Origin of the sequence: Bradyrhizobium sp. 40 (assembly GCF_023100925.1) — a bacterium.
Taxonomy (GTDB): domain Bacteria; phylum Pseudomonadota; class Alphaproteobacteria; order Rhizobiales; family Xanthobacteraceae; genus Bradyrhizobium.
The window spans coordinates 1,034,517-1,047,404 of the sequence record NZ_CP064688.1 but is presented as its reverse complement, the minus strand read 5'-3'; the positions used below and the strand labels follow the sequence as shown (position 1 = coordinate 1,047,404).

General features: G+C 62.7%; 14 protein-coding genes. 1 reads left to right on the top strand and 13 read right to left on the bottom strand.

The genetic code is table 11. The features are described 5' to 3' along the window. Positions 1-15 precede the first annotated feature (15 nt). Positions 16-1,164: a M20 family metallopeptidase gene (locus IVB40_RS04910; protein ID WP_247818233.1), complete on the top strand. Its 1,149-nt coding sequence runs from the start codon at positions 16-18 to the stop codon at positions 1,162-1,164. A gap of 110 nt (positions 1,165-1,274) precedes the next feature. Here IVB40_RS04910 and IVB40_RS04905 read toward each other — a convergent pair whose 3' ends face one another. The 13 genes from IVB40_RS04905 to IVB40_RS04845 form a co-directional block, all read right to left on the bottom strand. After that, positions 1,275-1,433: a hypothetical protein gene (locus IVB40_RS04905; RefSeq protein WP_018453881.1), complete on the bottom strand. Its 159-nt coding sequence runs from the start codon at positions 1,431-1,433 to the stop codon at positions 1,275-1,277. A 95-nt stretch (positions 1,434-1,528) separates the two neighbouring features. Beyond that, positions 1,529-2,110 carry a flavin reductase family protein gene (locus IVB40_RS04900; protein ID WP_247818232.1) on the bottom strand — a complete coding sequence of 194 codons (582 nt, stop codon included), beginning with the start codon at positions 2,108-2,110 and terminating at the stop codon, positions 1,529-1,531. A 32-nt stretch (positions 2,111-2,142) separates the two neighbouring features. Then, a complete protein-coding gene (locus tag IVB40_RS04895) occupies positions 2,143-2,979 on the bottom strand; it encodes an ATP-binding cassette domain-containing protein (protein ID WP_027570429.1) in 837 nt (278 codons plus the stop codon). Positions 2,980-2,999: 20 nt separating this feature from the next. Further along, complete coding sequence (gene ssuC / locus IVB40_RS04890; protein WP_027519919.1) at positions 3,000-3,806, bottom strand: aliphatic sulfonate ABC transporter permease SsuC; 807 nt, start codon at positions 3,804-3,806, stop codon at positions 3,000-3,002. Beyond that, on the bottom strand, positions 3,803-4,978 hold the full coding sequence (gene ssuD, locus IVB40_RS04885) for an FMNH2-dependent alkanesulfonate monooxygenase (protein ID WP_247358325.1): 1,176 nt from the start codon (positions 4,976-4,978) through the stop codon (positions 3,803-3,805). The genes ssuC and ssuD overlap by 4 nt, the downstream gene beginning before the upstream one ends. After that, complete coding sequence (locus tag IVB40_RS04880) at positions 4,975-5,928, bottom strand: sulfonate ABC transporter substrate-binding protein (protein WP_247818231.1); 954 nt, start codon at positions 5,926-5,928, stop codon at positions 4,975-4,977. Before IVB40_RS04880 ends, ssuD begins: the two co-directional genes overlap by 4 nt. A 38-nt stretch (positions 5,929-5,966) precedes the next feature. After that, positions 5,967-6,929, bottom strand: a complete 963-nt coding sequence (locus IVB40_RS04875; RefSeq protein ID WP_247818230.1) for a sulfonate ABC transporter substrate-binding protein — start codon at positions 6,927-6,929, stop codon at positions 5,967-5,969. A gap of 359 nt (positions 6,930-7,288) precedes the next feature. Further along, on the bottom strand, positions 7,289-8,455 hold the full coding sequence (locus IVB40_RS04870) for a cytochrome P450 (RefSeq protein WP_247818229.1): 1,167 nt from the start codon (positions 8,453-8,455) through the stop codon (positions 7,289-7,291). Positions 8,456-8,532: 77 nt separating this feature from the next. Further along, positions 8,533-9,321: a helix-turn-helix transcriptional regulator gene (locus IVB40_RS04865; protein WP_247818228.1), complete on the bottom strand. Its 789-nt coding sequence runs from the start codon at positions 9,319-9,321 to the stop codon at positions 8,533-8,535. A gap of 117 nt (positions 9,322-9,438) precedes the next feature. Further along, on the bottom strand, positions 9,439-9,798 hold the full coding sequence (locus IVB40_RS04860) for a DUF2200 domain-containing protein (RefSeq protein WP_247818227.1): 360 nt from the start codon (positions 9,796-9,798) through the stop codon (positions 9,439-9,441). A 345-nt stretch (positions 9,799-10,143) separates the two neighbouring features. Then, positions 10,144-10,851, bottom strand: a complete 708-nt coding sequence (locus tag IVB40_RS04855) for a PRC-barrel domain-containing protein (protein WP_245287883.1) — start codon at positions 10,849-10,851, stop codon at positions 10,144-10,146. 58 nt (positions 10,852-10,909) lie between these two features. Further along, complete coding sequence (locus IVB40_RS04850) at positions 10,910-11,287, bottom strand: response regulator (RefSeq protein ID WP_247818226.1); 378 nt, start codon at positions 11,285-11,287, stop codon at positions 10,910-10,912. A 45-nt stretch (positions 11,288-11,332) separates the two neighbouring features. Then, the gene (locus IVB40_RS04845; RefSeq protein WP_247818225.1) at positions 11,333-12,556 is read right to left on the bottom strand and encodes a histidine kinase dimerization/phosphoacceptor domain -containing protein; all 1,224 of its coding nucleotides are present in this window, start codon (positions 12,554-12,556) and stop codon (positions 11,333-11,335) included. Between the last annotated feature and the right edge of the window lie 332 nt (positions 12,557-12,888).

Here is a 12,888-nt window from a genome sequence, read left to right as displayed (position 1 = left end):
CACGGGAGGATCAACATGTCTCAAGATCAAATCACGGACTGGCTGGCGACGCAGCGGCAGGCGATGATCGACCTGCTGCGCGATGTCGTGAACATCGATTCCGGATCCTATGACAAGGAAGGCGTCGATGCGGTCGGGGCGCGGTTCGAGCGGCATTTTGCCGAGCATGGCATTCCGTTCCGGCGCGAAAGCCACGGCACTTTCGGCGATGCGATCCACGCCGAGGTGGCAAAGCCCGGCAGCAACGAGAAGCCGGTGCTGTTGATGGGACATCGCGACACCGTGTTCGGCAAAGGCGAGGCCGCGCGGCGTCCGTTCACGATTCAAGACAAGCGCGCCTATGGTCCTGGTGTTGCGGACATGAAGTCCGGTGTCGTCATGAACATATTCGTGGCAACCGCCTTCCACAAATTCGGCGGCAATCCGCACCCGATCAAGCTGCTGATCACCTCGGACGAGGAGATCGGCTCGCCCTCCTCACGGCCGGTGATCGAGCGCGAAGGACGCGCCGCGCGCGCCGTGTTCAATTCCGAGCCAGGCCGCCCGACCGGCAATATCGTCACCGGCCGCAAGGGCGGCATCTTCATGCATTTCGCCATCATCGGCAAAGCCGCGCATTCCGGCGCCAATTTCGCCGCCGGCGTCAGCGCAATCGGCGAGCTCGCGCACAAGATCGTGCATATCCACGCGCTGACTGATCTCGACAAGGGCATCACGCTCAATGTCGGCCTCGTCTCGGGCGGGCAATCCGTCAACACGACCGCGCCTTACGCTGAAGGGCAGATCGACCTGCGCTACGTCGATCCGGCGGACCGCGCGAGGGTGATGGCCGCGATCGAGACCATCATCGCGACACCTTACGTGCCCGGCACCAGCGCGACGCTGACGGTCAAGGGCGAGTTCGTGCCGGTGGTGCAGAGCGCCGATTCAAAGGCACTGTTCGAGAATTATCAGGCCGCCGCAAAGCAGGCCGGCCTCACCACGCTTCAGGGCGAGTTCTCCGGCGGCTGCGCCGATTCCGGCTTCACCGCCGCGGTCGGAACGCCGACCATCTGCGGACTAGGCCCGGTCGGCGGGCTCGCGCACACGCCGGAGGAATATCTCGAGCTCGACAGCATCGTGCCGCGCGCGCAGGCGCTGGCGCTGGCGATCTCGCGGGGGTAGTCGCCACGCACTCCGCCGTCACGCCCGGGCTTGTCCCATCCACGTCTCTCCGGGAAGCGCGGCGGCGCGTGGATGGCCGGGCCAAGCCCGGCCATGACGAGGAGAGAACCTCACGAATAGCTCGGCGCATCCGGCCTGCGGAAGATCTGGATGGGGTCGCCCGGCACGATCGGATGGCCGCTGAACATCGCATAGGCATAGAGCGCGAGATAGGCGATCGCGAGCGCGCCGACCGCATAGAAAGCCCAGGTCGCGACGCGTTTCATCATTGCGCTCCATTGCTGTCCCGGCGGGAGGCTCAGGCAGCGCTTCTAGAGCGATGACGGGGAAAAGGCCAGCCTGCACGGCCTGTGGCCGGCGGCGATCAAACGCCGCGCCGGACCTGGGTGGGAACGCTGACGTCCGCAAGCCTGACCGCGTCTTCGTCCTGATCCACCGCCACGTACTGGCCGTGCCAATAGGCCAGCGCAGCATTGCGGGTCGAATTCCTGACGTCTCGCACCCGCCCGATGACGATGCCGTGCGAATGGCGCTCGAAGATCTCCTCGACTTCGCAATCGACGGCGGACAATGCACCGACCAGCAGCGGAACACCCGAGACCGCCGTCATCCATCTGGCACCCGCGAAACGATCGGCGCCCTTGAGCCCGCCCTTGCCGGCAAAGCGCTCGGCGATGTCGAGCTGATCGGCCGCGAGGATGTTCACGCCGAAAGCGCCGTGGCGGCGGATCAGCGGGAAGGAGGAGGCGTCGCGGTTGATGCTGACGATCAGCGTCGGCGGATCGACCGAGAACGAGCTGACCGAGGTGACGGTCATGCCGGTGATGTCCTTGCCCCGTCCGGCGGTGATGACGCTGACGCCGCCGGTGAGATGGCGCATGGCGCCGCGGAAATCGGCGGAGGAGACGACATTTTCGGTCATGAGATCGCGGGGCACTACATTCATGGCATCGTCCCCAAGCGGGGGTCCCTGTCTATCTAGGTACGATCGTCCGCCGACAAAAGGTGGCTCAGGATCGAGCCTTCGAGACCCGCGAGTTCGGCCGAGCCGCGTTCGCGGGGCCGGGCCGTGTTAACCACAACGTCATGGGCGATGCGCCCTTCCTCGATCACCAGCACCCGGTCGGCAAGCGCGACCGCCTCGGCGACATCGTGGGTTACCAGGATCGCGGTAAAGCCCTGGTCGCGCCAGACGCGCTCCAGCAACCGCTGCATCGAGATGCGGGTCAACGCGTCCAGCGCGCCAAGCGGCTCGTCGAAGGCGAGCACACGGGGACGCGAGACCAGCGCGCGGGCAAGAGCTACGCGCTGCTTCTGGCCGCCCGACAGTACCGAGGGCCACTGGTCGCGCTTGTCGGTCAGTCCGACTTCGGTCAACGCCTTATCGGCGCGTGTATGCGCATCACTGGATGAACGATCGCGACCGAGGCCGACCTCGACATTGGAGAGAACGCGGGCCCAAGGCAACAGCCGCGGCTCCTGGAACATCACGCGAATATCCTCGGGCTTCACGGCGTCGCCGAGCGAGATGCTACCGGCGTCGAACTTCTCCAGGCCCGCGATGAGGCGCAGCAGCGTGCTCTTGCCGCAGCCGCTCTTGCCCACAATCGCGACGAACTGGCCGGCGGGGATGTGCAGGTCGATGCCGCGCAGCACCTCGTTGTCGCCGTAGGATTTGCGCAAGCCGCGGATGCTGAGCGGCAGGCCAGATGTCTGCACCGGGCGCTCCTCGCGCACGACGCGGGCGTGAGGCGCGAAATGGGCGCGGCTGGCGAGTTCGGTGTCCGGAAGGGAGGTACGAAGGGCTGTCTGCATGTGATTCCCAGTATGTCTGCTCAGCGTTTCCAATAAGCGGGGTGCCAGGAGAGCGTCAGGCGCTCCAGCACGCGGGAGGCGCTGTCGGCGAGCTTGCCGAGCAGCGCGTAGATCAGGATCGAGAGCACCACGACGTCGATCAGCATGAACTCGCGCGCCTGCATCGCCATGTAGCCGAGGCCCGAGGACGCCGCGATGGTCTCGGCGACGATCAAGGTCAGCCACATGATGCCGAGCGCAAAACGGATGCCGACGAAGATCGAGGGCAGCGCGCCCGGAAAGATCACCCGGCGGAACAGCTCGCCGTCGGTCATGCCGTAGATGCGGCCCATCTCGATCAGCTGCGGGTCGACGGTGCGGATGCCGTGCAGCGTGTTGAGGTAGATCGGGAAGAACACGCCGAGCGCGACCAAAAACAGCTTCGCGCTCTCGTCGATGCCGAACCACAAAATGACAAGAGGGATCAGCGCCAGATGCGGCACGTTGCGCACCATCTGCAGCGTGGTATCGGTGAGCTTTGACGACAGTTGCGACAGGCCGTTGGCGAGGCCGAAGGCAAAGCCGATGCTGCCGCCGATCAGGAAGCCGATCGAGGCGCGCCAGAACGAGACCCAGATGTTGCGAACGAGCTCGCCGGAGAGCAGCAGCTTCCAGCCCGCAAGCAACACGTCGCTCGGCGCCGGCAGCACCCGCGTCGGCACGAAGCCGGTGACGCTGGCGACCTGCCAGATCGCGATGATGGCGAGCGGCACGATCCACTGAATCAGGCCGTCGACGCGCGGCAGGCGCAAACCGCGGGGAAGCGAAACGCTGTCGATCAGGCTCATGATTGCGACACCTGCTGCTGCGGACGATAGTCGCTGCCGACCGTTTCACCAAAAGGGCCACCGTTGAAGTGCAGCCTGGTCACGTTGCTGGGCTGCTCCATCGAGAGCAGCGGGAACACCAGCTCGGCGAAACGATAGGCTTCCTCCAGATGCGGGTAGCCCGACATGATGAAGGTATCGATGCCGATGTCCTGATACTCCTTGATGCGGGCCGCGACCGTCTGGGCGTCGCCGACCAGCGCCGTGCCGGCGCCGCCACGCACGAGACCGACGCCGGCCCACAGGTTCGGGGCGATCTCGAGCTTGTCGCGCTTGCCGCCATGGAGCTGCGCCATGCGCTGCTGGCCGACCGAATCCATGCGCTCAAAGTTCTTCTGCGCGGTCGCGATGGTCTCGTCGCTGACATGCTTGATCAGCTCATTCGCCGCACGCCAAGCCGCATCGCTGGTCTCGCGGACAATCACGTGAAGCCGGATGCCGAAGGATAGTTTTCGACCGCGAGCCGCTGCGACCTCCCTGACCTTCGCGATCTTCTCCGCGACCAAGGCCGGCGGCTCGCCCCAGGTCAGATATTTGTCGACGGTATCGACGGCGACGTCGATGCCGGCATCCGACGAGCCGCCGAAATAGAGCGGCGGACGCGGCGACTGCACCGGAGGAAACAGCAGCTTGCCGCCTTCGACGTGGATGTGCTTGCCCTCGACATTGACGGTCTTGCCAGCGAGCAGCTCGCTATAGACGCTGAGGAACTCGCGGGTGACCTCGTAGCGCTCGTCATGGGCGAGGAAGATGCCGTCGCCCTTGTTCTCGACGGGATCGCCGCCGGTGACGACGTTGACCAGGAGCCGGCCGTTGGTGATGCGGTCGAGCGTCGCGGTCATGCGCGCGGCCACGCTCGGCGATTGCAGGCCGGGCCTGACCGCCACGAGATAGCGCAGCCGCTCGGTGAACGGCGCGACCGAGGAGGCGACGATCCATGAATCCTCGCAAGACCGCCCGGTCGGCAGCAGCACGCCGAAATAGCCGAGCTGGTCGGCAGCCTGCGCGATCTGGCGCAGATAGTTGAAATTGACCTCGCGGCCGCCGATGCCGGTGCCGAGATAGCGGCCGTCGCCGTGGGTCGGTAGGAACCAGAGGATGTTGGCGTTCGCTTGCTTGCTGTGCGTGCTCATGATCCTGGCCTCCGCGCCACGTCGGAAATCTTGATGGATTTGGGGATCAGGTTGAGTGCGAAGAACGCGTCCGCAACCTGCTGCTGATCGACGATGACGGCATCGGTCAGCGGCTTGATGCCGTAGGATTGCCGCTTCAGCGCGACCTCGACCACCGGGACTGACAAGCCGATCGACGGCGCCAGCTGCTCGGCAACCGCGTGGATATCACCCTTGGCCCAATCGTCGACCGCGCTCAGCTCGGCCAGCACGGCGTCGACGATCTCAGGATGGGCTTCGAGGAATTTCCTCGAGGAAAAATAGAACTGGTAGTTGGCGACAATATCGGTGCCGTCGGTAAGCGTGCGCGCGCTGGTGGCGGCTTCCGCGGCGGCCAGGAACGGATCCCAGATCACCCAGGCAACGACCGCGCCGCGCTCGAAGGCGGCGCGCGCATCGGCTGGCGCGAGAAACACCGGCTCGATCTCGGAATATTTGACGCCGGCTTTCTCCAGCGCCTTGACCAGGAGGTAATGGACATTGGAGCCCTTGTTGAGCGCGACCTTCTTGCCCTTGAGGTCGGCGACCGATTTCAGCGGGCTCTCCTTCGGCACCAGGATCGCCTCGCCCTTCGGCGCCGGCGGCTCGTAGGCGACATACTGGATCGGCGCGCCGGCGGCTTGCGCGAAGATCGGCGGGGCTTCGCCGGTGTTGCCGAAATCGATCGCGCCGACATTGAGCGCCTCGAGCAGCGGCGGGCCGGAGGGGAATTCGGTCCACACCACCTTGTAGCCGTCGGCAGCTAACTTCGGCTCCAGCGTGCCCTTGCTCTTGAGCAGCACCAGCTTGCCGTATTTCTGGTAGCCGATGCGGACCACCTTGTCCTGTCCGTAGGAGGTGCCGACCGCGGCGGCGACGATGCCGATCGACAGCACGATGGCCGCGATCAGACGCTGGATGATACGCCTCATGTTCAAACCCTTTTGAATGGGAAGGCTGGTTGGCACGATCAGGCTGCCGGGTTGCGCCAGACGATGTCGCGGATCACGATCGGCTTCGGGATCAGGCCGAGCTTGTGGAAGCGGTCGGCGACACCCTGCTGGGTCGTGACGACGTCGTCCGTGACCGGGCCGACCACGAAATTCGCGCGATTGGCGGCGAGGGTCTGAATGTCCAGCGGGACGCCGGTGATCGCGGCGAGCGATTTGGCGACCTCGTCGCGGTGCTGCTCGGCCCATCGACCGGCCGCGGTCGTCATATCGATGATCTGTTGCAGGACGGCGCCGTGATTCCTGGCGAAATCGCGATTGGCGATGAAGAAGGAATTTGTCTTGGTGACGTCGCGCGCATTGATCAGGATGCGGCCGCCCTGCTTGGTCTCGCCGATCGCGAAATACGGATCCCAGATCGCCCAAGCTTCGATGCTGCCATTGGCAAAGGCGGGCCCGGCATCCGGCGGCGTCAGATAGACCGGCGTGATATCGGCATAGGTGAGGCTGGCTTTCTCCAGCGTCTGCACCACGATGTTGTGGGCGCTGGAGCCCTTGGTGAAGCCGACGCGCTTGCCCTTCAGGTCGGCGATGCTGCGGATCGGCGAGTCCTTCGGCACCAGGATGCCCTGCCCGTTGGTGATGGGCTGGCCGGCGGCATAGACGATCGCGGCGCCCGCCGCCTGGGCGAACACCGGCGGGGAATCGCCGACCGCGCCGAAATCGACGCTGCCGACATTCATCGCCTCCATCATCGGAGGCCCCGACGAGAACTCGACCCACTTCACGTCGACGCCCAAGGGCGCGAAATGTTTTTCCAGGGTGGCCTGCTGACGCGTGATAACCAGCACGCCGGTCTTCTGGTAGCCGACACGAATTTCCTTTACCGCGCCTTGTGACGTTCCTTGTGCTTTGGCACTCGAAGCGAATGCGGCGACTGCCGCAGTTCCAACGGATAGTTTGAGAAAGTCCCGACGTTGCATCCGACACTCCCGGCCGCGTGCGGCCGTCCTTCATTCGTGCTCGGGAATGATGGTGCGGCTGATCGAAGGTGTCGAGACGCGCGGAAAAATAGCGATGCAAGCACTGCGCGCATGGCGGAGCGCATGATTAATCTTTCAATCGGCGGAGCGAATGCAGGGGATATTTTTCCGCACGCGAATGTGAAAAACGCACGCGCCCGGCCAAGATTCAAAAAATCGCGAAAACAACCCCATGCACAGTAGCCGGGACGTGCGAAAACAATGACTTACGCCTTATCCGAAATTTCTTTGACTCGTCGGGCAAAACAGGAGCAGGATGGCATCATGGCGGCGTTGCGGATGGACCGGTCCCTGCCGGACTAATGCAGCCATCTCACGGGCAGATTTTGCAGCCCGCGAAAGGCCCAGCCGCCGATCCGCACCGGTTCGTCGTCGGCGATCTCGAGCCGGCCGGCACGGGCGAACAAGGTCGGCAGTGCGACGTCGGCAATCATGGCGCGCGAGGCCCAGGCACCGGCGCAGAAATGCGGACCGGCGCCGAACGCGACGCTCTTGGCCGTATCACGCCGCACGTCGAACTGGTCGGCGCGCTCAAAATGCTTCTCGTCGCGGTTGGCGGAGCCGAACATGAGGAATACGCGTTCATCGGTTTCGAACGCGACGTCGCGGATCGTCCACGGCTTTGCGATGCGCCGCGGCGACATGCCGATCGGCGAGATCCAGCGGGCATATTCCTCGAAGGCCTGGAGCCACGTCACCTCGCCCTTGCGCACGAGATCGAGCTGGTCTGGATGGCTCAGCAGCGCCCATACCGTGCCGGCGATCGCCTTGCGCGGCTCGTTCTGGCCGCCTGAGATCGCGAGTTTGACGTTGGCGCGCACGCTCTCCATCGCCATGCCCGACGCGAGCAGCACGCCGAGGATGCTCTGGTCGGGATGCTTGCGCATCACAGGCAGGATGTCGTCGATGGCGGCATCGATGCCCGACGTCGCCGCATGGCAACGCGCCTCGACGGCTGCGTCGCCGCTGTAATTGGCGATGCCCTCGATCATGCCCTGTGACCAGGCATCCATATCCGCAAAGCCGATATTGGTGAGGCCGGTAATCGACTTCAGGCATTCGCCGGAGAACGGCAACGCGAAGTCGCGCATGAAATCGATCCGCCCGGGTTCGATCGCGTCGATGATGCGATCGGCATGGGCCTGGAACAGCGCGGCCCAGTGCGCCTTCACCGTCTTCGGCGACACCGTCGGAAACATCGCGCGGCGCTCGACCTGATGCGCCTCGCCGTCCTTGCGCATCATGTTGTGGCCCATCAGCCGGTTCATCAGGCCCGCGGGCTGGTGCGAGGAGAACACGTCGATCTGCTTCTCGGAGATCGAGATATCGTCGCGGCTCGTCAGCAGCGTCGAGCCGAGCTGCGGCACGAAGGCGATCGGCGCCTCCTTGCGCATTGTCGCGAGCATCGGGTACGGGTCGGCCCAGAACGCGACAGGGTCGATGTCGATGCGCGGCGCGGTGCTCAAGCTTCGCTCCATTGCTGATCACCGCCAACGTTAGCGGCTTCAGGAGGCGCCGTCTGTCCCCAGCGATTGGGACAGCTTCAGTTCAGGCCGCGCGGGCCGGCGAGCAGGCGCAGCACGATCGCAAACAGCTCGCTTTGTGACGAGATGCCGAGCCGCTCATAGGCGCGTTTGCGATAGGTCAGGGTCGAATGCAGGCTGATTCCGAGCGCCTGCGAGATCGCGTCGGAGCTGAAGCCCGAGAGGATGCGCCGGCAAACGTCCTGCTCGCGCGGGGTGAGGCTGGCGAGCGGCGCGCGCGTCGCGAAGAGCGCGGCGAGAGACTGCTCGGTCGTCGCCGCCGAGCTGTGCTGGAAATGGCGTGCCACACTCGCACTGATGGCCGGTGCGATGGCCTCAAGCCGCGAACGCTGGGCGTCGCTGAAGCGGCCCTGGACAGCGATGCGATAGAAATTGACGTAGAAACAGGTATCGTCGACCCAGATCGCGGTCGCGCATTTGTCGACGATGCCGGAATCCACAAAGAACATTTTTCGGTAGCGCGCGCCGTACATCCGCGGCGCGAAGGCGGGCAGCACGAGCGTCGCACGGCCCTCGCCTTCGAACAGCGCATCGCGGTTGGGATCGGATTGGTGGAACTGCCCGGTATAGGCCGCGCCGAGATCGCCGCCGATCGGGATGTTGCCGGCATCGAGCAGGCAGTGTGCGGCGCCCGCGCGGCTCAGCGCGAACACCATGCAATGCCCGACCCCGGCCTGCCGGCGCAGTGTATCGATCAGGATATCAGGGAAATCCGGACGACCGATGGCAAGCACCGCGGGCGTGACATCCCCAACTGTCGGATTTGCGGGCGTCCCGCGAGGGCGCATCGTTTTCTCCCCATCGCCTTTTGACGAAATTTATCAGCAATGGCCGCGCAGCGAAAGGCGGGTGTCGCCGGATATCTGCCGTAACGTCGCCAAGCCAGGCGGACGAAGGATGCCCCCTTAGTCAGCACTTTTGCGCAAAATCTTGTCCATCGCTTTTCCGTTGGCCAGCTCATCGATCAGCTTGTCCAGGTAGCGGATCTCTCGCATCGTTGGTTCTTTGACATCCTCGACCCGGACGCCGCAAACCACGCCTTTGATGAGGGCTCGCGAAGGATTGATCTTGGGGGCTTTCGCAAAGAAGGTTTCGAAGTCCGTCCGCTGTTCCAGTTGAGCTTCCAGCTCCTTCTGACCATAACCTGTCAACCAGGAGATGACCTGATCGACCTCTGCTTTGGTGCGTCCTTTCTTTTCCGCCTTCGCAACGTAAAGCGGGTAAACGCTTGCGAAGCTGGTGGTGTAGACGCGGTGTTTTGCCATGACCACTCCAGGGGATCACTCGTCAGGAACGTAGAGGCTTGAGACTATACCGTATCCTTCGCCACCACATCCGCCGACGGTGGCCGACAGAGACCTGCCATCGATGGAGTTTGCCTGTAGAAGTTCTGACTGGAAAGTCCGTGGAAGGAAAATGCTGCAAAACTTCCCCGTGCCACGATCGCTGTCGACGCCGCCAGTTCAGGTCACATGGTTCTCTACGGGGAGGGCGGTGGTCTCAACCTGTCCGCTTTCGCCCTCACCGACGCAACGCTCTGCATGTGGAAGTGAACGAAGCTCTGGGCTAGCCAGTGATGCGCCGTTGCGTAAAAACGCGCCGCCGGTCGGCTACGGCTTTTCAAACAAGGCATCGTTATTGGCGCGCCAAGCCGGGTCGGAGAGCCACTTGTATTCCTGGTCAGGCATCACAGGCACCGTTTTCATGACTTCCTTCCCAATGGGAAGAAAGAAGCTTGATCGATCCTGCGTAACCTTCAGAGATCGGATCGGCACCACGATGCTGTCCTTTCCAGTGGTGAAAAATCCGCCCGAGGCGACGATCGCGTAGTCCCTTCCATCTTTTGTGCCAAAGACGATGTTACGCACCTCGCCGACGATCTTGTCATCGGAACTGCGGACCTCCGCCCCAATCATCTCGTCGGTCCTCAAACCGGGCGTAAGTTGGTCGATCTTTATTAACGGCTTGGCGTCTTTCTTGTCACGGCTGCCCAAAGTCGCTCCGCGTCTGATTTTCGGTTCACGAGCAGCAATTTGCTTATCGGCCTCTTCCTCATCGTTGTCCCCCAACGACCCCATCGGCGGCCCCGCGATGAGTTCGCGAATGTTGGCGAGGAGACGCTCACAGTCGTCATGCCGTCCATAAGATCGAAGCGTGAAAGCGGCATCTCTTAGACTCCGAAGGTCGCGCACGGCCTGACTGTTGGCTGGTCCTCGAAACCGGGGATTTTGCTGAATGGCCTCCTCCAGCCTTGCGTCAGCAATTTGGCACTCAGCCAGCGCCTGGGTGACACCCCCGGCAACGATCAGCGCAGCCATGAACAAGGTCCGTATGGTCTTCATTGCAACTTACCTTCTTGGCAACTGGGGTAGTTCATTACGCCGCGCTGGTCAGCTCACGGATCGCGTCGATGATTTGCACCGGCTGGTAGGGCTTGGGGATAAACCGGGCGTCCGCCGGAAGATCACCGGCTCGTATTTTGACGTGGCCCGAGGTTGCAACGATCCTGACTGGCGGCCAGCGGTTCCTGACAGCCGCCGCCAATTTCAAACCGTTCATTGAACCGGGCATATCGATGTCGGTGAATACAAGGCGGACATCAGAGTTGCATTCGAGCATCTGAATGGCCTCCTCGGCGTTGGTTGCCTCTAGCACTTCGAATCCGGCCGCGCGGAGCACGTCAACTACGTCCATGCGAATGAACGCTTCGTCTTCGACAACAAGGACTCGGATGGGTGGAGTGGCCAAGGCCATGTAAGAGAACCCTCAAGACTTCAATGCAGAAACCCGGAATAGCCTTCAGTTCGCATCGAGCGATTGTTGAGGGTGATCAAGAGGAAGCCGGATTGTGAATAGCGCTCCCCTCGGTATATTTGTTGAGATCGTAAGCTCGCCCATCAACTGCCTGACCAGGCCGCTGACGACCCGGAATCCGAGACTCTTCCGCGGCTGGTTGATGTCAAACCCGTCGGGTAGCCCTGCGCCCTGATCGGAGATTTCGACCAGCAGATGTCCGTCGATCTCGCGGGCGTCTACAGCGATGACACCCGGCCCATCGACATAGGCATATTTAATCGCGTTTGTGACGAGCTCGTTCACCAGCAAGCCCAGAGGAATGGCCTTGTCCGCGGATATGACGATGGGATCCGAACGATATTGAAGCCTGTGTTCCGGCGCCGAACTCTGAAGATTTCTGCAAAGATGCTCGACGAAATCGGCAAGATCGACGAATCCGACCTTGCCGCCGCGCCAGAGATGATCATGCACTTCCGCGATCGAAGCGACGCGCATGGCGGCGTTTTCCAATGCGTGCTTCACATCGACGGAATCCGACCCACGTGCTTGCACACGTAGCAGGCCAACGACTGAGGTGAGGCTGTTCTTGACGCGATGACTCATCTCACGCGTGAGCAATGCTTCGTGCTCAAGAGCTTCCTGAAGCTTGGCGTCGGCGTGTTGGCGCTCAATCGCGATGCCGAGCAGGCCTGCGAAACCAGCCAGGAAATCCGCATCAGCGTCGTCGAATTGTCCGGGATCGTGACTATCGGCCTCGAGAACACCGAACGGCACGTCGCCCTCGCCACCTCGCCTGATAAGCACGTTGATCGCACGTTTGATGCCATGCTTGGCCAGAAGCGCCGGCGTCCGGAAACGTGTCTCTTCCTGCAAGTGATTGGAGATGACCGATTGGCCGGTCTGGTAGGCAAAGCCCGCGGGCGATTCGATATCAGCACCGAGCGTTACGTGATCTACTGTCCCCGCGGGCCAGCCGATCCCGGCACGCACGATCAAACGCTTCTCGTCCGGAAGATATTCCAGAACCTTGGCGTATGAGCATCCCAGACCGCGAGCACTGAGTTCTGCCGCATGCTGAAGAATTTGCCTGAAGTCACGGGTTTGCAGTGCAGCCGTACCGAACTCCCTGAGGAGAGCCTGTTGGCGGCGACGGTATGGAAGCTCATCCTGGCGATCGAGGGAGGCATCGGAGGCCATTCCTGAAACCAGCCTCGGTTCGGAGGGCATTAAATCGCCAATCTGGATTGCGTCTTTCGCAGAAGCGCGGCGATACGCGGTGGCTTGAAGAAGCGCCGACCAATTTCTACAACGCCGCAAGCGGTTCTTTGTTCCCCCGGAGCAATCAATCGAGCTCGAAATGACTCGATGGCGGTTTCGAGGCTTTGGAAGGAGCCCCAGCGGCCGTGTCAACCGCCACCACGCAAGCCGTCTCAAAGCTTCGCTTTCCGCTCACAGAATACGCGGGAGTGTCTGGTGGCACACGTTGCCAACCCGCAGCGAAAGAAGCATCGCCATTCGCTCTGATGAATCCATTGAAACAAAAGGCTGACGATAAGCCT

Bases quoted from the DNA above. Each gene is read 5' to 3' on its own strand.
- IVB40_RS04910 (WP_247818233.1), top strand. From the start codon at position 16: ATGTCTCAAGATCAAATCACGGACTGGCTGGCGACGCAGCGGCAGGCG.
- IVB40_RS04905 (WP_018453881.1), bottom strand. From the start codon at position 1,433: ATGATGAAACGCGTCGCGACCTGGGCTTTCTATGCGGTCGGCGCGCTC.
- IVB40_RS04900 (WP_247818232.1), bottom strand. From the start codon at position 2,110: ATGAATGTAGTGCCCCGCGATCTCATGACCGAAAATGTCGTCTCCTCC.
- IVB40_RS04895 (WP_027570429.1), bottom strand. From the start codon at position 2,979: ATGCAGACAGCCCTTCGTACCTCCCTTCCGGACACCGAACTCGCCAGC.
- ssuC (WP_027519919.1), bottom strand. From the start codon at position 3,806: ATGAGCCTGATCGACAGCGTTTCGCTTCCCCGCGGTTTGCGCCTGCCG.
- ssuD (WP_247358325.1), bottom strand. From the start codon at position 4,978: ATGAGCACGCACAGCAAGCAAGCGAACGCCAACATCCTCTGGTTCCTA.
- IVB40_RS04880 (WP_247818231.1), bottom strand. From the start codon at position 5,928: ATGAGGCGTATCATCCAGCGTCTGATCGCGGCCATCGTGCTGTCGATC.
- IVB40_RS04875 (WP_247818230.1), bottom strand. From the start codon at position 6,929: ATGCAACGTCGGGACTTTCTCAAACTATCCGTTGGAACTGCGGCAGTC.
- IVB40_RS04865 (WP_247818228.1), bottom strand. From the start codon at position 9,321: ATGCGCCCTCGCGGGACGCCCGCAAATCCGACAGTTGGGGATGTCACG.
- IVB40_RS04860 (WP_247818227.1), bottom strand. From the start codon at position 9,798: ATGGCAAAACACCGCGTCTACACCACCAGCTTCGCAAGCGTTTACCCG.
- IVB40_RS04855 (WP_245287883.1), bottom strand. From the start codon at position 10,851: ATGGCTGCGCTGATCGTTGCCGGGGGTGTCACCCAGGCGCTGGCTGAG.
- IVB40_RS04850 (WP_247818226.1), bottom strand. From the start codon at position 11,287: ATGGCCTTGGCCACTCCACCCATCCGAGTCCTTGTTGTCGAAGACGAA.
- IVB40_RS04845 (WP_247818225.1), bottom strand. From the start codon at position 12,556: ATGCCCTCCGAACCGAGGCTGGTTTCAGGAATGGCCTCCGATGCCTCC.